This is a genomic window from Sulfurovum sp. (genome assembly GCF_015493435.1).
Taxonomy (GTDB): Bacteria; Campylobacterota; Campylobacteria; order Campylobacterales; family Sulfurovaceae; genus Sulfurovum.
Genome location: NZ_WGDD01000034.1, coordinates 1 through 18023, shown reverse-complemented (window position 1 = coordinate 18023; position 18023 = coordinate 1). Strand labels below are relative to the sequence as shown.

General features: G+C 43.6%; 20 protein-coding genes and 1 pseudogene. 1 reads left to right on the top strand and 20 read right to left on the bottom strand.

The window, feature by feature from the left end; translation table 11 throughout:
• From F8L24_RS06510 to fabD, 16 genes are all read right to left on the bottom strand, one after another.
• On the bottom strand, positions 1 to 176 hold a 176-nt coding region (locus F8L24_RS06510; RefSeq protein WP_294953417.1), incomplete at its 3' end, for a nitronate monooxygenase.
• The gene (gene tyrS, locus F8L24_RS06505; RefSeq protein WP_294953414.1) at positions 173 to 1375 is read right to left on the bottom strand and encodes a tyrosine--tRNA ligase; all 1203 of its coding nucleotides are present in this window, start codon (positions 1373 to 1375) and stop codon (positions 173 to 175) included. The genes tyrS and F8L24_RS06510, both read right to left, overlap by 4 nt.
• A gap of 24 nt (positions 1376 to 1399) precedes the next feature.
• Positions 1400 to 3553, bottom strand: a complete 2154-nt coding sequence (locus tag F8L24_RS06500; protein ID WP_294953412.1) for a RelA/SpoT family protein — start codon at positions 3551 to 3553, stop codon at positions 1400 to 1402.
• 6 nt (positions 3554 to 3559) lie between these two features.
• On the bottom strand, positions 3560 to 3766 hold the full coding sequence (locus F8L24_RS06495; RefSeq protein WP_294953409.1) for a DNA-directed RNA polymerase subunit omega: 207 nt from the start codon (positions 3764 to 3766) through the stop codon (positions 3560 to 3562).
• A gap of 70 nt (positions 3767 to 3836) precedes the next feature.
• Positions 3837 to 4550, bottom strand: a complete 714-nt coding sequence (gene pyrH, locus F8L24_RS06490) for a UMP kinase (protein ID WP_294953405.1) — start codon at positions 4548 to 4550, stop codon at positions 3837 to 3839.
• A gap of 75 nt (positions 4551 to 4625) precedes the next feature.
• Entirely contained in the window at positions 4626 to 6008 is a 1383-nt protein-coding gene (locus F8L24_RS06485) for a M23 family metallopeptidase (protein WP_294953402.1), read from the bottom strand.
• On the bottom strand, positions 6005 to 6820 hold the full coding sequence (locus tag F8L24_RS06480; protein WP_294953399.1) for a cell division protein FtsX: 816 nt from the start codon (positions 6818 to 6820) through the stop codon (positions 6005 to 6007). The genes F8L24_RS06485 and F8L24_RS06480 overlap by 4 nt, the downstream gene beginning before the upstream one ends.
• The gene (locus tag F8L24_RS06475) at positions 6807 to 7481 is read right to left on the bottom strand and encodes an ABC transporter ATP-binding protein (RefSeq protein WP_294953396.1); all 675 of its coding nucleotides are present in this window, start codon (positions 7479 to 7481) and stop codon (positions 6807 to 6809) included. Before F8L24_RS06475 ends, F8L24_RS06480 begins: the two co-directional genes overlap by 14 nt.
• Positions 7465 to 8661: a tRNA (guanosine(46)-N7)-methyltransferase TrmB gene (gene trmB / locus F8L24_RS06470; RefSeq protein ID WP_294953393.1), complete on the bottom strand. Its 1197-nt coding sequence runs from the start codon at positions 8659 to 8661 to the stop codon at positions 7465 to 7467. The genes F8L24_RS06475 and trmB overlap by 17 nt, the downstream gene beginning before the upstream one ends.
• A gap of 8 nt (positions 8662 to 8669) precedes the next feature.
• A complete protein-coding gene (locus F8L24_RS06465) occupies positions 8670 to 9347 on the bottom strand; it encodes a hypothetical protein (RefSeq protein ID WP_294953390.1) in 678 nt (225 codons plus the stop codon).
• A complete protein-coding gene (locus F8L24_RS06460) occupies positions 9298 to 10251 on the bottom strand; it encodes an RluA family pseudouridine synthase (protein WP_294953387.1) in 954 nt (317 codons plus the stop codon). The genes F8L24_RS06465 and F8L24_RS06460 overlap by 50 nt, the downstream gene beginning before the upstream one ends.
• Positions 10244 to 10606, bottom strand: coding sequence for a HepT-like ribonuclease domain-containing protein (locus tag F8L24_RS06455; protein WP_294953384.1), 363 nt, complete (start codon positions 10604 to 10606; stop codon positions 10244 to 10246). Before F8L24_RS06455 ends, F8L24_RS06460 begins: the two co-directional genes overlap by 8 nt.
• Entirely contained in the window at positions 10599 to 10916 is a 318-nt protein-coding gene (locus F8L24_RS06450; RefSeq protein WP_294953381.1) for a nucleotidyltransferase domain-containing protein, read from the bottom strand. The genes F8L24_RS06455 and F8L24_RS06450 overlap by 8 nt, the downstream gene beginning before the upstream one ends.
• A gap of 171 nt (positions 10917 to 11087) precedes the next feature.
• Positions 11088 to 11885, bottom strand: coding sequence for a tRNA 2-thiocytidine biosynthesis TtcA family protein (locus tag F8L24_RS06445; protein ID WP_294953378.1), 798 nt, complete (start codon positions 11883 to 11885; stop codon positions 11088 to 11090).
• 2 nt (positions 11886 to 11887) lie between these two features.
• Positions 11888 to 12619, bottom strand: coding sequence for a 5'-methylthioadenosine/adenosylhomocysteine nucleosidase (locus F8L24_RS06440; RefSeq protein ID WP_294953374.1), 732 nt, complete (start codon positions 12617 to 12619; stop codon positions 11888 to 11890).
• On the bottom strand, positions 12616 to 13557 hold the full coding sequence (gene fabD, locus F8L24_RS06435) for an ACP S-malonyltransferase (RefSeq protein ID WP_294953372.1): 942 nt from the start codon (positions 13555 to 13557) through the stop codon (positions 12616 to 12618). The genes F8L24_RS06440 and fabD overlap by 4 nt, the downstream gene beginning before the upstream one ends.
• A gap of 107 nt (positions 13558 to 13664) precedes the next feature.
• Here fabD and rd point away from each other — a divergent pair, with 107 nt between their 5' ends.
• Complete coding sequence (rd, locus tag F8L24_RS06430) at positions 13665 to 13835, top strand: rubredoxin (RefSeq protein ID WP_294953370.1); 171 nt, start codon at positions 13665 to 13667, stop codon at positions 13833 to 13835.
• An 8-nt stretch (positions 13836 to 13843) separates the two neighbouring features.
• Here the strand turns inward: rd and F8L24_RS06425 are convergent, their stop codons facing one another.
• The 4 genes and pseudogenes from F8L24_RS06425 to F8L24_RS06410 all read right to left on the bottom strand — a co-directional run.
• Positions 13844 to 15151, bottom strand: coding sequence for a hypothetical protein (locus F8L24_RS06425; protein ID WP_294953367.1), 1308 nt, complete (start codon positions 15149 to 15151; stop codon positions 13844 to 13846).
• Positions 15152 to 15371: 220 nt separating this feature from the next.
• Positions 15372 to 15881: a peptidylprolyl isomerase gene (locus F8L24_RS06420; protein WP_294953364.1), complete on the bottom strand. Its 510-nt coding sequence runs from the start codon at positions 15879 to 15881 to the stop codon at positions 15372 to 15374.
• Positions 15882 to 15946: 65 nt separating this feature from the next.
• The gene (locus tag F8L24_RS06415; protein ID WP_294953362.1) at positions 15947 to 17179 is read right to left on the bottom strand and encodes a glutamate-5-semialdehyde dehydrogenase; all 1233 of its coding nucleotides are present in this window, start codon (positions 17177 to 17179) and stop codon (positions 15947 to 15949) included.
• A gap of 171 nt (positions 17180 to 17350) precedes the next feature.
• Positions 17351 to 18023 (bottom strand): annotated as a pseudogene (locus F8L24_RS06410) (hypothetical protein); the annotation flags it as partial.

The following is an 18023-nucleotide window of genomic DNA, read 5'->3' as shown; positions in this document are numbered from 1 at the left end:
TGAAGGTATTTCCTATTCTTGTATACACCCGTGCCCACAGCGGAAACAACACCCAGCCCGCCTTCTTTCGAAACAGTTCCTGCCAGCTGGTCCCAGGATATACCTACACCCATACCACCCTGGATAATAGGTTTTTCTATCACATACTTCCCAATTTTCAATGGTTTGAATGTCATGACCCCACCTTTACTTTTGCAAATTTTCTTTTTCCTACCTGAAGAATATATTCTCCGGATTCCAGATTCATTTTCTCGTCAGAAATCTTTTTCTGATCAATACGGACCGCACCCTGCTTGATATCACGCCTCGCCTGTGATGTGGACGGCTCAATCCCCGCATCAACAAGCGCTTTGCATATCCAGATACCTTCTTCTGCCGTTACTTCTGCCATATCGGAAGGAAGCTGATTGGCTTTGAATACGTTGTCAAACTCTACTTTGGACAGTTTAGCCAACTCTTCATTATAAAATCTTGTAACCAGTTCAAGGGCCAGATTTTCTTTGACTGTTTTAGGGTGTATCGTACCACGCTCTACCTCTTTTTTCATCTTTGCAATCTCATCAAGTGATGTTTCACTCAAAAGCTCGTAATAGCGCCACATCAGCTCATCTGAAATAGAAAGTGTCTTTGCATAGATATCTTTCGGCTCTTCTGTAATGCCGATATAGTTGTTGAGTGATTTGCTCATTTTCTGAATGCCGTCAAGACCTTCAAGAATAGGCATCATCAGAACCGCCTGTTCTTTGCCCGTACCGTAGGCTCTTTGCAAATGTCTTCCCATCAGCAGATTGAACTTCTGATCTGTACCGCCTATTTCAATATCTGACTTCAGCTCGACGGAATCATATCCCTGAAGGAGCGGATAGATAAATTCGGAAATGGAAATGCTGTGTCCTGCCTTGTATCGTTTTTCAAAATCATCACGTTCCAGCATACGTGCTACATTGAACGTAGTGGTCAAAGCAACCATACCTGCTGCGCCCAGGCTTTCAAGCCAGCTTGAGTTGAAAACCACTTCTGTTTTGTCTGCATCGAGAATATTGAAGACTTGATCCTGATACGTCTGTGCATTGGCAAGGATTGTCTGCCGGTCAAGTACTTTTCGTGTTTCGCTTTTACCTGTCGGATCACCGATAGTTGCCGTAAAATCACCAATAAGAAGCTGTATCCGTCCTCCATGATTTTGAAAAGCTCTGAGCTTTTGCAAAAGTACAGTGTGTCCAAGGTGCAGGTCGGCTCCTGTGGGATCAAAGCCGGCCTTAACGGTATAGGTACTTCCGTCTTCATAATACTTTGAGACAAGTTTTTCGATCCGTTCCCTGTCTATGATCTCTGCGGTACCTCTGCTTATCTCTTCCAATGCCTGTTCTACCATTTTTTTCCTTCTTCTTTATCTCTGCTATTTGTTATATGCATCATCAAGGCTGATGATCTCAATGAGTTTGAAACGCTGTGAAAGTTTCTCTTCCAGCACACTTTTTTTGCTCTCGCTGCTCTCCACATCCAGCTGACAGTACTCGGCACTTTCCGAACTCTGAATACCCAGTTCAATACTGATGACATTCAAATCCAGCTGCGTTAATTTTGTCAGCATATCCGCAAGCTCACCTTTCTTGTTCTGAAGACTGATGATCAGCCTGTAACGTGACATCTTGGAAGCACGCCAGTCTACATGAACCATCGATTCTCCTGCCTTGATCTTGGCATAGGCATGCTTGCATAATTTATGGTGTATAATAGCCTTACTGTCCTTATAAAATGCAACGATCTGGTCTCCAACTTTCGGATGGCAGCAATAATCAAACTCCACCCCGTCCAGCGGCTTGTTGGTGAAGAATTTAAAATACTCGATCTCTTTGAGTTTCGGTACTTTGTATCCCCGTTTCAGCAGTTCCCAGAAACGCACTTCTTTCTCGCCCATGTATTCCGCCACTTTTCGGATCACATCTTTATAGTAGGAAAGCTGTGTCGGCAGTTTATAAATAGAATCCTGAAGATTCATGCGCTGTATCAGCAATTTCATCTTGTCAGGGTGGCGGGAGAAAAGTGTTCCGAGAATATTATAGGCACTCAGGGTATCTACTTCTCTGATCCTTGCTCTGCAGTGACTCCGTATCCCTTCTTTTGCTTTTGATGTTTTAACCGTATCCAGCCAGGAACAGTGAAGGTGTACTTCATTGTCTTTCAGTATTTTGACGATATCTCCATTTTTAAGTACGGTCAGCAGTGAAGATTTGTGTTTGTTTACCAGAGCGCCTATTGCATTGGCACCCACTTCTGAGTGGATTGCATAGGCAAAGTCAAGCGCTACAGAACCTTTGGGCAATGTAAAATAATCTCCCTTGGGCGAAAATACCGTGATATCTTCAGAAAAAAGATCCGATTTTGCAAGTTCGTAGAATTCCTCGACTGATTCATTCTGGTAATGCAGACTCTCCAGCCATTCCAGATTGACACCACTTCCGCCGTCTTTGTATTTCCAGTGTGCCGCAACACCGTATTCTGCCAGCCTGTGCATTTCAGTGGTTCTTATCTGTGCTTCTACGATCCCTTCTTCATTGAACAGTGTTGTATGGATCGTTTTATATCCGTTTTCCTTGGGAATGGCAATATAGTCTTTAAAACGGGAAATAAGCGGTGTGAAATTCAAATGCATCAACCCAAGTACCCGGTAACATTCAATAGGCTCTTTAACGATAATACGGATGGCCAGCAGGTCAAGTACTTCATCGATACTCACACCTTTTCGGTGCATTTTCAGGTAAATGGAGTAATAGTGTTTCACTCTGCCGATGATTTCGAAATCTTTATCCAAAAACCCGTCTTTATGCATCGTATCTCTGACCTTGTGGATAAAAGCATTGAGTTTGAACTGCAGATTCTGGGCATTGCTTTTGATATAGGTATCTATCTTTTTATAATCTTCCGGATAAATATAAAAAAAGCTCAAATCCTCCAGGTTGTTCTTTAAACGCGAAATACCGAGCCTATGGGCAATAGGCGCATATACCACCAGTGTCTCTTCGGCGATACGTTTCTGCTTTTGTACAGAAAGTGCATCCAGGGTAAGCATATTATGCAGTCTGTCACACAGTTTTATCACCAGTACGCGTATGTCCTTGATGGATGCAACCAGCATTTTTCGAAAGGTCAGTGCAGAGTTTATCAGCCGTTCGTCAGAACCGAAAGGAACCAGTTCTTCATCACGCAGTTCGACGATCTTGGTCAGACCTTCAACCAAATGTGCCACATCATCACCGAATTGTGCAAGAATGTCTTCTATCTCATAAGGGGTGTCTTCCACAACATCATGAAGCAGTGCCGCCTGAACCATCGTTTCATCATTTGAAAATGCCGCTGTAATGGCTGCAACAATTATGGGATGCACAATGTAGGGTTCACCGCTCTTGCGCTGCTGACCTTCATGGGCAGCCATTGCGAGTTCCAGTGCTTTAAGGGTGGAAGGAAGAGGAGCAGGAACCTGCTCCCATAGAAGGGCTTTTGCCTTGTCTACAGTATGTATTGTTTGGGCTTTCGATAAAAAAGCGTCCAAAGTTTTTTAGCCTTCTATACTTACGGAAATCTTACCTTCAGCGATTTCTCGAAGTGCTATATCAGTATATTTCATATTGCTTGTATCGATATCCAACAGTACTTCTGCACCATTGGCGATCTTCTCAGCTCTCTTGCCTACAGCATTCGCCAGAAGGTATTTATCGAAATTTACTTTTTCAAGTGCTTTTGCAGTTAATTGTTCTGTTCTCATTTTATTCCTTTTTTACTGTTTCTTTCAGGTTTGATTAAAATTTCTGAAGGTTTGTTTTATAACACACGCACTATTTTACAATGGAGCAAAGGCTCATGTCACCGTTGATGATCGCAAGAAGATTTCCCTCTGCGAACATATTGCACACTACGATCGGCAGGCTGTTCTCTCTTGCCAGTGCAATGGAAGTATCATCCATAACCTTGATATCCTTGGTCAAAGCCTGCTCGTAGCTCAGTGTATCGAGTTTGACCGCATCATCAAATTTATTCGGATCTTTGTCATACACACCGTCTACTTTGGTCGCTTTTATGAGAAGTCCTGCGTCTATTTCAGACGCCCTAAGTGTTGCTGCGGTATCTGTGGTAAAATAGGGATTGCCCGTACCACCGGCAAATACAACCACACGCCCTTTTTCAAGATGTCTTCTCGCACGTCTGATAATAAATGATTCACCGATCTCATGCATATCGATGGCAGACTGAAGTCTGGCTTCCAGACCGATATGCTCCAATGCTTCCTGAATAGCCACGCCGTTGATGACGGTTGCAAGCATACCCATGTAGTCGCCCGACGTTCTTTTAATGATCCCGTCAGCCGCTGCACTTACACCGCGGATAATATTTCCGCCGCCTACGACGATCGCTACTTCCACACCGGCTGCTACCAGCGTTTTGATCTCATTTGCAATAAACTTAAGGATCTTGGTATCGATACCGTATCCTTCTTTACCTGCCAATGCTTCACCGGAAAACTTTACCAATACTCTTTTCGTCACAAACATACCCCTCTATATAATTTCGCGATTATATCCAAAAGTGGTTTAGGAGGGGGTTAAAGGTGTAAACACCTCTCGATATCAGAGCCGTATCAGCTTAAGCGGGTTGATATGTTTGGAATTTTTTGTTGCTTCAAATATCAGTTTGCTGGAAACTTTTCCTATCACATATCCTTTCTTGATCTTCCGGCCCACCCTGATATTCGGAGCGATTTTTGAAAGTCCGGCATAAACCGTATGCATCCTGCCGCTGTGCTCTACAACTACCACTTTTCCAAGCATACTGCTTTTTCCCGCAAAAACAACTTTTCCGTTGAGGACATTCTGTACTTTGGCATTGGGTACAGGGGTCTGAAGTGTAACTGATTCATTGAAAATCTTGATCTTGTAGATGGGGTCAACATAGGTACCGTACCGCTTGACAAGCTTGGCACCCCGGATGGGTGAAATCGTTTTTCCTCCCCGGTAAACATAGGTTTTCTCTTTTTTGTATGATGAGTTGATCTGTTTAATACGTTCACTCTGTTTGTTCGAGCGTGTTGCAACTTCTTTAACTTCTTTTTCCGCCTTTTTGGCAGCCAGTCTTGCTTTTTTTCGTGCTTCTTCTGTTTTGGCACGCTGAAGCGCTTCTTTGGCTGTTTTCGCCTTGGCACGGGCAAGTGCCTGTTCTTTTCTAAGGCGTTTTTTCCTTTCTCTTTCAAGACGTAACGCTTCTTTTCTCGCTTCGGCACGCTTCTGCGCTTCTTCCACCTCCTGGGCATGAAGAATATTCAGTTTGGCCAGTGTCGCACGCAGATCATTCTGCCTGTCTTCTATCTTTGCCAGTTTGGCATTGTACTTTTCTTCATCCAGAGCCAGTTTTTTCACCAGTTTTTCTTTGGCCACCTTTTTCTGTGCATACGCTTCCCGTTTTTTGACAATACGCTGAATTTCCTTTTGTGTTTTCACCTGCAGGGCCAGTTTGGTTTTTTTACGTTTGCGCAAAGCTGAAATCTCTTTTTTCAGTACATTCAACTCTTGGGTATTGAGCTTTTTATATGCTTTATATATTTCACTGGAAATAATAGAATCCCGTGTAGGCTCATGCTGCGCCTGTTTCATGGCAAATACCACGGAGAACTGTTCTGAAAGCAGGGAAATGAATTTCTGCTTTTTCTTTTTTAACAGTCTGCCCGTCTTCTCTATCGCAGCTTTTGAACCTGCAAGCTCTTTTTGAAGCACGGTGTAGCGCGCTTCATTCTTATTCTGGTCTGCTTCAAGCTCATCGATCTTTCTGCTTAAAACAGCGATCTCTTTTTCCGCTGTCTTAATATCTTTGGCAATTTTGTCAAGCTGTCTGCTTGTTTTCTTCCTGTCTTTCATGGTCAGGCTCAGGTTTTTCTTGGACGTTTTGATCTTTGTCGTCGTCGACGCACCGAAAAGCAGAGCCGATAGAATGAAAAAAGAGAGAAATATACGTGTCACTCATCAACTCCGCTGCTTGAAAATACTACACTGTATACAGCGATAATCACGATCACAAGTGCTGCTCCGAGCAAAATACCCATATCGCTCATCCTGAAAAGATTTTCCTTGTTTTTTACTATGATATCTATACCGCTTTTTGCAGCCCATTCGAACTTGATATAGAGAAAGATCATCGCGGTAATGAGTGTCGCGACAATGGCATCTGTCACCGCGACTTTGAAAAGTACACCCGAACGCAGCATCAGAGGCGCACCGAATATTTCCATTACCTGCATGCGCTGCTTGTGGGCATATTTCCAAATTTCCATCTGCTTGATAATCAAAAAGAGGCTCACTATCCCCATAAAACCGATAAAAAGTTTGAGTGTGAATTTGATGAATGCAAAAAGTTTGTAGGCAGAACGGTAACTGTTTCCGAAAGTTTCTACCCTTTCAATATCGGCATTGGCTTCAAGGTCCGCTTTTATTTTGTCAAGTTCCACCGTATTGACATAGGCATCCAATCCTACATTATAGAAAAACGGCAGTGCTTTGAGAATTGCTTTCTCATTGTTTTTGCTGATCCCTTTGACAATGTCCGACACCACATCTTTGCGCTTGATCGCTTCAAAACTCTCAATATGGGTATTCAGTGCCTTAAAAGCAGAAAGTGTCATGGGTTTTTTGCTTACAACAAACATGGTGTATCCTTCTTTGAGGCCCTTTTCATATGAGTTTGTCGTTCTGTCAAAGACCAGGTAAAATTCAATACCGAGCAAAATTGCCATCAGCGGCAATATAAACATAAGATGGTTTTTAATGAACTTCATAAACACCCTTACTTTCAATAATAAAATGTCGGTACGGCAATGAAAAGATCGTCGGTATTTTATGCGTCACGACCAGTACTGTAGTTTCAAGCTGCTGACAGGCATTCTCCATCAGATCCCAGATCACGTTTGAAGAGTAGTCATCAAGGTTACCTGTGGGCTCATCGGCAAGTATCACCACAGGGTTCTTTGCCAAAGCTCTCGCCACACCGACTCTCTGCTGTTCTCCCCCACTCAGCTCCAGGGGATACCTGTCTGAATGTTCTGAGAGCTTGACATGCTTGAGCAGTCTCTGTGCCTGGGTATGCTGAACATCTACCGAGTACCCTGCGATCATCAGGGGCAGTATTACATTTTTGGCTACGGTCCATTCATTGACCAGTTTATAATCCTGAAAGATGATCCCCATATGGGTACGAAGTTCCTGGAGTTTTCCTGTAGTGATATTCGCCAGATCAAGCCCTCCGACGATCAGGTTGCCGCCAGTCGGCTTCAATGCCCCGTAGAGGGCCTTTAACAGAGTTGATTTTCCCGAACCGCTTGGTCCTGTAATAAAAACGAATTCTCCCTTCCTAATACTGAAATTGGCATTTTTAATAATCTCTTTCTTCCCGTTATCATAGGCCAGAGTAAGCTGAGAAGCACTAATCACATTGGACATTGTTTTCCTTTTCTGACAAGAGTTCCAAGATCTTCCTGTGTGCCGCTTCATTGACGGTCGTCTTTACAGGCATCGATGCAAAATACCGGCTGCCTGTTTTTTCGATCAAGATATATTTGTGTTCCGGACGGTCAAAACTGCCAAAGGCACATTTGAGGAGCAACGCAGCATCACCCACTTTGTACACCCGCTCGAAATGGATAAAATAGTCTTTAAAGACCAATGCTTTTTCAGGTATATGTTCTTCCAGACCGCTGCTGTATTTTACTGTAGTAAAGTTAAAATCAATTCGTACCGTTCTTGGTTTGGAATTTTCACCGGCAGTAACATAGACATCGTAGATATCCTTCTCCTGTTTACGCCATCTTGCTTCATATTTGCTGGTGACTTCCAGTGCTTCGTTCTTTCGTATTTCCACTTCTGTTTTCGGTACGGCAAAAAAGGTTTCCAGGGCATACCAGAAATATTTGTCACTGTCTGTTCGCAACTCAAGCCGTCCGCCTTTGCGAAGCACACGCATCGATTCGCCAAGAAAACTCGCAGAGATAACACGTCTGTGCGGCTTCTTGTCCCAGGGAACAGGAAAGTGCACAAAAATCTGCTCACAGCGGTTGGAGGGGAGCATTTCAAGAAAAAGCCTGGCATCATAGTTGACCACCCAGATATTCTCGATTCCCTGAAGTTCTATCTGGCGCAATACCTGCTGTGCAGAAGGGGTATGTATCTCCAGACCAATAAAAAGTGTATCGGGATTTTTCTGCGCCTGGTAGAGCAGATGACGTCCCGACCCGAAACCTACCTCAACGGAGATCTTTTCTTTGGGGTACTCAATCGTTTCAAAATCTTCAATTTTTTTAAAATATTCCGATGCCAGCGGCGGTTTGCTGTTGGAAAGTGCAATGTTGGAAGTGAGCACTTTCAGCTTCAACACTTCAGCGACTTTAGCCAGTGCTTCTTTCAGCAGGTTCACTTTCAGCGGACGCGTTACTTTGTCATATTTGAGCAGTACTGCTTTGCTGTCGGGTTTGATCTGCAAAAGAAACTCTTCACCGCCATGTCTTACAGCAACGATTTCATCGTCTCCCCTGAGTGCCTGGGCACGAAAAGTTATCAGGGTGTTGTTCGGGAGTATATTATCTATGGCTGCGGTATCGAAAGGGCTTACTTTTAAATGGGGCATGAACTATCCTAAAGTGAAATGCGTGAGACTTGGCTCGGTTTGGCTTTGATACCATCATAACTTTTGGCAACGATACGGTAGGCATAAGTATTTCCGCGGCGTACAAGTGTGTCGATATATTCGGCCATCAGCACACCTTCTACCTGTGCAAGGAAGGTCCATTTCCCGCCATTGACAGAACGCTCGATGATATAACTGTTTATCCTGCTGTCAAGATGAGGTCTCCAGAGCAGTTTTATTACATCCGGAGCTACTTTATAGGCTTTTAAAAAGGTGACGGCTGCAAAAGTAGGCTTGGTGTGTACCGAAACGCTTGTTCCCCGTGCAGATTCTTTGCCAAACGAAAAAGGTGCGAACTTATAAATATACCGTCTGTCCGGCCGTACATGTGTATCAACAAAATGGGTGGCATATCGATTTGATATGATACCGACACGTTTATATTCCCGTGCTTCCGGATCAGCCGAATCAGGAGCTTTCCGGTACACATTGATACCGCGTATTCTCGTATCTTTTATCGTATTCCATTCAAACCCTACGGAAGTCGCAAAAGGAAGCGTACGTACTGCTCCGAGTGTCGGAAGTGTAGGGTCTTTTTCATAGACCGTCAAGCCTTTTATAGCGGAACCGCAGCCGCTAAAGGTTAGTAAAGCGAGAACCCAGAGTAAGAGGATCGATCTTTTCATCTATGTCACTTTGATTAAAATATTTGGATAAATACAGTTTCATATCATCAAAAAGCGGAGCGGTGAACTCCATTTTCTCACCGGTGATCGGGTGGGTTAAATATAATAAATACGCATGTAGATAAACTCGGGGTATTTTATCTCTTTTGCTCTTAAATCCATATAAATCATCCCCAAGTATATGCCGCCCCAGTGTACCCAGGTGCACACGTATCTGATGGGTCCTCCCGGTAAAGAGTTTCGCGGCGATCAACTCCACGTTATGCTCGGAGGTCAGCAGTTTTTTAAAGGCTGTTTTCGCCGGTTTTCCCTGAGGTACCACATCCATCTTCAGTCTGTTCCGGGGGTTGCGCCCTATTGGCTTATCCACGACCACATCTTCTTTGAGGAAATGGTCTATCAGGGCCAGATAGTAGCGCCCCATACTCTTGTCCTGCAGCTGCGCACTGAGCATCTCATGCACTTTGTTGTCTTTGGCGACCACCAAAGCACCCGTCGTTTCTTTGTCGATGCGGTGCACGATACCGTGACGCTCTTCACCTGAGATGGTAGAGAGGGATATCCCCTTTTTCACCAGCCAGTCCACCAAAGTAGGTTCCTTCACCGAAGGGGCCGGATGCACCACCAGCCCACTGGGTTTGTTCACCACCAGCAGATAATCGTCTTCATACAGTATCTCCACATCGAAATCTATCTCGACAGGCGCACGCTTCTCCGCCTCTTTGAACTCGTAGGCTATCTCATCCCCCTCCGCCACTTTGAAACTGGTCTTGGTCACACGCTTCCCGTTGATAGAGACCAGCCCGTCCTTCACCAGCTTTTCCACCTGGTTCCGACTGACATCCAGTTCCTGCGCCAGGATCTTGTCTATCCGACCTGACTTATCTGTTTGAAAACTAGCCATTTGAACTAATATACTCTTTTAAATTTTGCAGTTTTCGACCCAACTGTGGTACATTGTCATTAATAATCTCTGCTATCAACGCCACATCCACACCTTCATAATCATGTGCAATGAAATTTCGTACACTGTAAGCACCCTTTGCATCCTGTAACAGATCAAACTGTTCCAGTAAACCAGCATCTATTTTATTGATCGTTTCACCTATTTGCATAAGCGACATCATTATTGCCGCACGTGCCTCTACTTCATCTGCCAGCGCATTTTTAGTTCCATTGTGTCGCTTCAAAATTGTTTCGATATAACTTATCTTTTTCTGGATATAGGCAATTTGCGCTTCGATTGCACTGTTAGACATAAAGCAGATCTCTCAAAATATATTTTTCACTGACACTGTTCAGCCCTCTCTTTGCTACAAAATCCACTTTTGTATTAAGCTTATCTGCAATCATATTTTTAAGTTCTTCAAGATGGGAAAAAGCGGCAAATCCGCCAAAGTTCTGTGCAAATATTTTGGGGTCATCAATATCATAGAGTATATCCACATCACTTTGTGAAGTATAGTCTCCTCTTGCATAGCTGCCAAATATCCCAAGCAGGGTAATACCCTCCTCTTTCAATTCCGGCTTTAATTGTTTGAGGGTTTTCAATACATATTTTCTGTCCATAAAACAAATCCTTTTTTAACCATAAACAAATTATAACCAATTTTTACAAATCTGCGTAGGGTGCTGTCCCCCGACGGCACCATTTGAATATCGATATTTGGTGCTGTGAGGACACAGCACCCTACGCGAAAACGGGGAAAGATGTAATGTTTGGAATGATTCTTCGAGGCGTTAAATATCGTCCCTGTCCCATCGCGTGGGGTCCAGAAAAGTATCATCATGTATATGCTTGAAGGAAGCCTTGAACATTTTGAAAATGTCTTTGTTCTCTTTTTCCAGTCCGGAAAGCCACTCTTTTGTGGAAGCTCTGGCATGGGGCATTTTGACATCCTTGAGCATGGCGGGGCAGGCTTCGTCGCCGATGACCTGAAGATTATTGTCTTCAGCAAAAGCTCTTAGCTGGGATTCTCTTGCCTGAATGAGCGGCCGGATGAGATGGAAGCCTCTTCCCGTCTTGTAGATGGGTGCCAGAGCCCGCATGCTGCCGTTGTAGAACATGTTCATGAAAAAACTCTCTACAGTATCGTCAAAATGGTGTCCCAGTGCCACTTTGTTGAAATTGCCCTGCTCTGCAAAGGTATAAAGCGCCCCTCTTCTCATTCGGGAGAAATAGGAACAGAAGGAGGAATTCTCCCGGATGGTATCGTGTGAGATTGCGAAAATATTGGTATCGTACACCGTATGTTTGATGCCATACTCTTCACAGTGTTTGGAGAGAAATTCATACTGTTCGTCCGGCATTCCGTATTTGATGGTGCAGGCTTCGAACTCGAACCGAAAGGGAGCGTGACGCTGTATATGTTTGAGTGCATGCACCAATGCGAGTGAATCTTTCCCTCCGCTGAGTCCTACAAGCACTTTATCATCTTCACCGATGAGTTTGAATTCCGCATTGGTCTTCCCGACCACACGAAGAAGTTTTTTACTCATTTTAAGCTGAGGATGATTCCGGTTGTCTCTCTGCGGCATTTCTATGATGCCTGTTCTGCCATGATCTTTTCCAGCATTGCCATAATAAAACTGCTGCTGACCTGGGAAGAGTGCTTGAGAAACTCGTCAAAATCAAATGTCGCATCCGTATCGGCAGCATCACTGATGGCGCGTAATACAAAGAAAGGGATATTGAGGGCATCACACACTACTGCAACCGAGGCCCCCTCCATTTCAATGGCATCCGCATCGAATGTCTGCGCGATCCATGCTTTACGCTCGCTGTCCGCAATGAACTGGTCACCTGTTGCTATGATACCCTTTTTCAGATTGATACCTTTTTCATCTGCAACTGTTTTGGCAATATGTATCAACTCCCTCGAAGGCTCTACATAGACCTTGCCCTCCGGAACATAACCGTGAGGGTGTCCAAAAGCGGTAATATCCAGATCATGCTGGCACAGTTGTGTCGCAACGATCAGATCACCAATCTTCAAGTCCGGGGAAATCGCTCCGGCCACACCCGTGAACAACAGTATATCACAACCAAAGTGCTCTATCATTGTTGCGGCAGTCAATGCTGAATTCACTTTTCCGATCTTGGAGTATCCGAGAACAATATCAAGCTCTTTGTATCGGGCTTCGTGGTAGAGATTGTTCCCGTACTCGGTATCATTGTGTTTTTTAAAATACTGCAGCAGAGGTTCATGTGTCCCGGCATTCAAAAAAGGATCGACTTCTTCGACCATGGCTCCCATAATGGCTATTTTCATGCCAAAGCCCCGATACCTTCTATCGCAGCTTCAAGGGATGCCATATCGGACACTACAAAATGCGGTTTTTTCGTTGCTTTTCTGTTCAGCCCCTTCAGTACGCCGCCATGCCCGAACTCTATATAACAGTCCACTTCATCATCAAATTTTGCAATAGACTGTTTATAGAGTACCGGAGAGACAAGCTGTCTTGGAAGCAACTCCAAAGCTTCTTTTTTGGTGTTGTACTTCTCCGCTGTCACATTGGAAACCACCGGCGCACTGAATTCATCTCTGAGTACTTCTTTGAGCTTTTCAGCCAAGGGAGCAGTTGCACTCTCAAGCAGCGGGCAGTGTGATGCTACAGACATATTGAGCAGCATTGCTCTTCTTGCTTTCGCTTCCTTGAGGATCGGTTCAAGTTTTTGAAGATCAGGCTTGATCCCCGCGATCACGATCTGTCCCTCCGCATTGTAATTGACCGGCCATACCTTCAGCCCTGCCGCCCTCTGCTCGTCGCAGATCTTCTCTACCGTTGTATCATCCAGTCCCAGAGAAACCAGCATGCCTACATCCTGTCCTTCGCATGCCTGAGCCATCAGTTTCCCTCTGAGGTTCACCAGTTCTACGGCATCGATCACATCGATTGCTCCGACAGAAACCAGAGCAGAAAATTCACCGAGAGAGTGCCCGAGCGCATACACCGGTCTTATCGGCATTGCATTTTCAAAAAGCGTATGTGCAATGGAAGACACCAGAAGAATGGCCGGTTGCGTAAATTCTGTTTTTTCCAGATCATCATTTTCGGTAAAAAGCAGTTTTTCAAAATCAATACCCGTTCTGCTGCCGGCATCGGCGATCATTTGTTTTGCCACATCCGAATTGTTAAAAAAATCCTCACCCATACCTACTGCCTGGGAACCCTGTCCCGGAAATAAAAATGCACATTTTGCTGACATCGTAAAGTCCTTTAAGATCGAAGTCCTGTGATACACACAGAGTACACAGAGACTTCAGTATATTATTTCAGGTATTTTACCAATATTCCGATAAGAAAGGAGTGATGATGAGCCAGAAATATATCTGTAGTGTATGTGAATATATTTATGACCCTGAAGCAGGAGATCCCGATTCCGGTATTGCCCCGGGAACAGCCTTTGAAGATATACCTGATGACTGGGAATGTCCCGACTGCGGTGTAAGCAAAGAAGATTTTGAACCCTATGAAAAAGAGTGATCATCTTCTTATGTTTCAAGGTATTTTTCTATTTCTTGTATGAGTTTTTCCAATTCCAGATGATATCTGCCGACATACAGACTGAGATCATCGGTTTTATCATAAACAAATAAATGACTTGCTTTTTCCACAAGCGCAGACAGTTTCAGTGCACCGATGAATTTTGCCTTTTTCTCAATATCGATCAGAAATTCCTTGGTATTCCAGATGGATCTATCCTTTACCGTTTGTCTGAAAAAAATGTCTGATTTACGGAAATCTTTCAGAAATTTTGCCAATTCCTTTTGATAGTCCATTCCCACTTGCTGACTGTTTTTCAACCCTTTTTGCGTATCGAGAACCGGCAGACCCGGTTCAATTTCAATTTCCGGGTACTGCTCTTTTTTTATCTCTTTTTTTGTATCTTCTATATATTTCTGTGCTTCCTCCTGTAAAGGAACATTGATATATTTTCTCATATCGATGATTGTCTGTATATTTTCGGGTTTGATGGTTCTGTCAAGTACTTCTTCTTCAAAGAGAGAGATAATCAATTCATAAATACTTTCCTGCATAACAGGTTTTATCAGGTAGGCTGTTTCTACTCCTCGGGGCAATACTTCTGCAACATGGGCATCCTGTACCACTACATATTTCAAATGGCTCTTTTTCTGCATGGTAGAAATAAGTGCTTCGAGTTTCGGTGTGGTAACCGTATCGCTGATCACCACCATATCGTAGCGGGAAAGGTTATTTCCCTGTTTTTTGTACTCTTCAAGCCCAACATCCACTTCGTACAAAAAGTACCTGAACATTTTTTTAATACTGTAGGCAACTTTCCTCTTGGCACAGATCAGCAAAACTTTTTTACCCAGCATGGAAATATCCGGCAGTCTGTAATGCCGTCGGTTTCCGATATCATCCACTTTAAGCGGCATTGTCACAACAATATCAGAAGGATTGTTCCTGCTTTCCTTCACCACTGCATTCAACGGTTTCAAACTTTCCTGCAGTCTGTTGTCTATAAAACTTTTTATTTTCTCTTCATTGATAGCGGTATCGCTAACAGTAAATGTCACAATCTCTTCATACAAAAAATCTTCCGGGGCTGTAATAGAAAGCAGTATCTCGTCTTTTGTACTGTTTTGAAACACAAAAGTAAGTATCTGTGTAAGCAAATGCAACAAGGCATCACTATTGCCCTTTAATTCCTTGGGTACTGTAGGATCCACATCATAAATGAGTTCTATATTGTTTTCATCACTGACTGTTTCCAGAGAAGAGAAGAGCGTCATCAATACCATACTAATATCAAAAACCTTGTCATTTTTCGACACGTTACGCCCTTTTTAAACCTAAATCATACTTTTTCAGGCATATGATAACAAATATAGACAAAGAATATAATAATACATACCAAATTTTTATTTATCTATCGGCAGAAGGATAACACGGATATTGATTTGAAACAGAGGGAGGAGAAGAAAAAATAAAAGAAACTGTAGAAATGACAGGGGTATCCACTTAAATGTGTCTACCCTCTGAAATATAGGATGCTTAGTGTCCGCAGCCGCAAGAGCCGTCTGAACAATGCTCTCCACCGCCTACCTGACCGGTAGCCGCTTCATCTTCTGTTGCATCTCTTACATCAAGAACAGTAACAGAGAACATAAGGTCTTTACCCGCCAGAGGATGGTTGAAGTCTACCTGTACGTCTTTGTCGTCAAATGAAGTTACTGTTACCTGTACAGTTTCGCCGTTCTCTCCCTGACCGTAAAGCGTCATACCTTCTTTAAGGTCTACACCTTCAAACTGTTCTATAGGCAATGTCTGCTTTGCTTCCGGATTTACTTCACCGTATGCCTCAGCTGCTTTGACAAGAATATCTCCGCTCTCGCCTTTTTCCATACCTACAAGTGCATTTTCAAGCCCCGGAATGATATGTCCCTTACCGGTAATGAACTCAAGCGGATGTGCACCTTTGTTCGTATCTACTACTTCTTCTGTACCTGCCTCTTTTACTTCGTATTCAATGCCTACGACACTGTTTTCATTTGCAATTGCCATAATTAATCCTGTTTATTTAAATTTGTGCTATTGTAACCAAGCAAACTTTAGGAGTGCTTAGCTTTTTATCGAATTTGGCCTGAACCGTAAATTTTGAATTTATAGGTCGTCAATCCCTCTATCCCCATCGGCCCTCTTGCATGCAGTTTGTTGGTACTGATGCCCACTTCCGCACCAAATCCGAAAGCACCGCCATCTGTAAAGCGTGTTGAAGCATTCACATAGACCGCTGCTGCATCAATGCTGTTAAGAAATTTTTCCGCTGTAGTGATATTTTCTGTAATGATAGCTTCAGAGTGCCCCGATCCGTAACGTATAATATGATCGATCGCCCCCTCCAAACCGTCTACCACTCTAATATTGAGAATATTTGCCAGATATTCCGTATCGAAATCAAGCTCTGTCGCCGGTACCACATCAATAATATTCTGCGTTTCACCGCATCCTTTGAGTTCTGTATGCGCTTCGTCAAATGCTGTTTTGAGGAGGGGCAGTACTTCTTTGGCAATGGCAGCATCTACCAGGAGTGTTTCCATGGCATTGCAGACACCCGGTCTCTGTACTTTGGCATTGACGGCTATTTTGACGGCATTCCCGATATTGGCATCTTCATCAATGTAGGTGTGACACTGTCCTTTGTCATGCTTGACAACAGGTACTGTCGCATTTTCGCTGACATAGCGTATGAGGCCTTCTCCGCCGCGCGGTACTATGAGATCGACGTACTTATCCATTTTGATCAGCTTTGCCACCCCTTCGCGTGAAGCATCGGGAATGAGTGATATCAGTGCTTCAGGCAAACCGTTCCGTTTCAAGACTGCTCTTAAAACTCTGGCAATCGCTTCATTGGAATACTGCGCTTCTTTCCCGCCCTTGAGAACACAGACGTTAGAGCTTTTAAAGCTTAATGCCGCAGTATCCGAAGTGACATTCGGACGTGATTCATAAATGATGCCGATCACACCGATGGGCACAGAAACCTTCTCGATCTTTAGTCCATCTTCAGTTACCCAGCCGTCCAGTACACGCCCTACAGGTTCTTTGAGTGCTGCGATCTCTTCTATGGCCACCGCCATACCCTCGACTCTCTTTTCATCAAGCAGGAGTCTGTCCTTGAGTGCCGGTGTCAGGCTGTTCCTGTCCGCATCCTCCATATCAAGCGCATTGGCTTTGAGTATGGCTTCCGTATTTTCCCTCAAAGCTGTAGCCATTTCTCTGAGTATTCTATTCTTGTCTGCACCGCTCAATGACGCAAGTACTCTGCTTGAAGCTTTTGCTTCTTGTAAAAATATTTCCATAATGTATGTTCCTCAATAATAATTGTATTTATTTTAACAGATATATCCTAATACACGGTATAATTTATTTGTTTAATTTATGGTGTTGTACGTGCTTGAACTGTAAATAAAGTACATGAATTACATATCATTTATTTAGGGCAGCGTAACTCCCGGCAGGAAACAGAACCCTTAATTCAAATGTACCCTGAACCAGCCTTCCCCGCCTCCTGAAACGATCACTTGCATATCGAACCGGTTTAATCCTTCTTTCAGATCCTGTCTGATCTCTTTATCCGGGTATTCAACGAAAGAGGTTCCAAGTTCACAGGACGGAGGCAGCTGATAGGGGCTTTTATAAAACACTTTGTTATTCACACTTAAAGTGATCCAGTCATCAAAGCCGACTTCTGCAATATTAAACGATTTAAGCTTTTCGCTGTTTTCTATAAGCAGTGTAATATGGCGATCATAGTGTGTACAGTGCCCCACCCAATAGTTGTCACCGATACTTCCAACCAGTAATTCTTTTGTATCTTTATCAAATCGGTATCCGATATCACTGTCTACTACACCGATACACACTCCGTCAATCAATGTTTCCATTTTAGGAATGGCTTCACCGGTCCCGGTCAAACGGCTGCATACTTTGCTGTCATCATCATCTTCAAGGTGCTCAATCCCTGTTCCGCCGCAGGAAGCAATAACATAACGCTTATCTACACGATACAGTTTGAACGACTTTGTATTAAAAGGCATCACCTTTTCCTTCATTTGTACCGAAGCATCAAACCTATGGGCTACTTCCACGGTAAAATCATCACAACTGTCACAATGGTTCGGTTGCTTTACGATTTTCCATTGA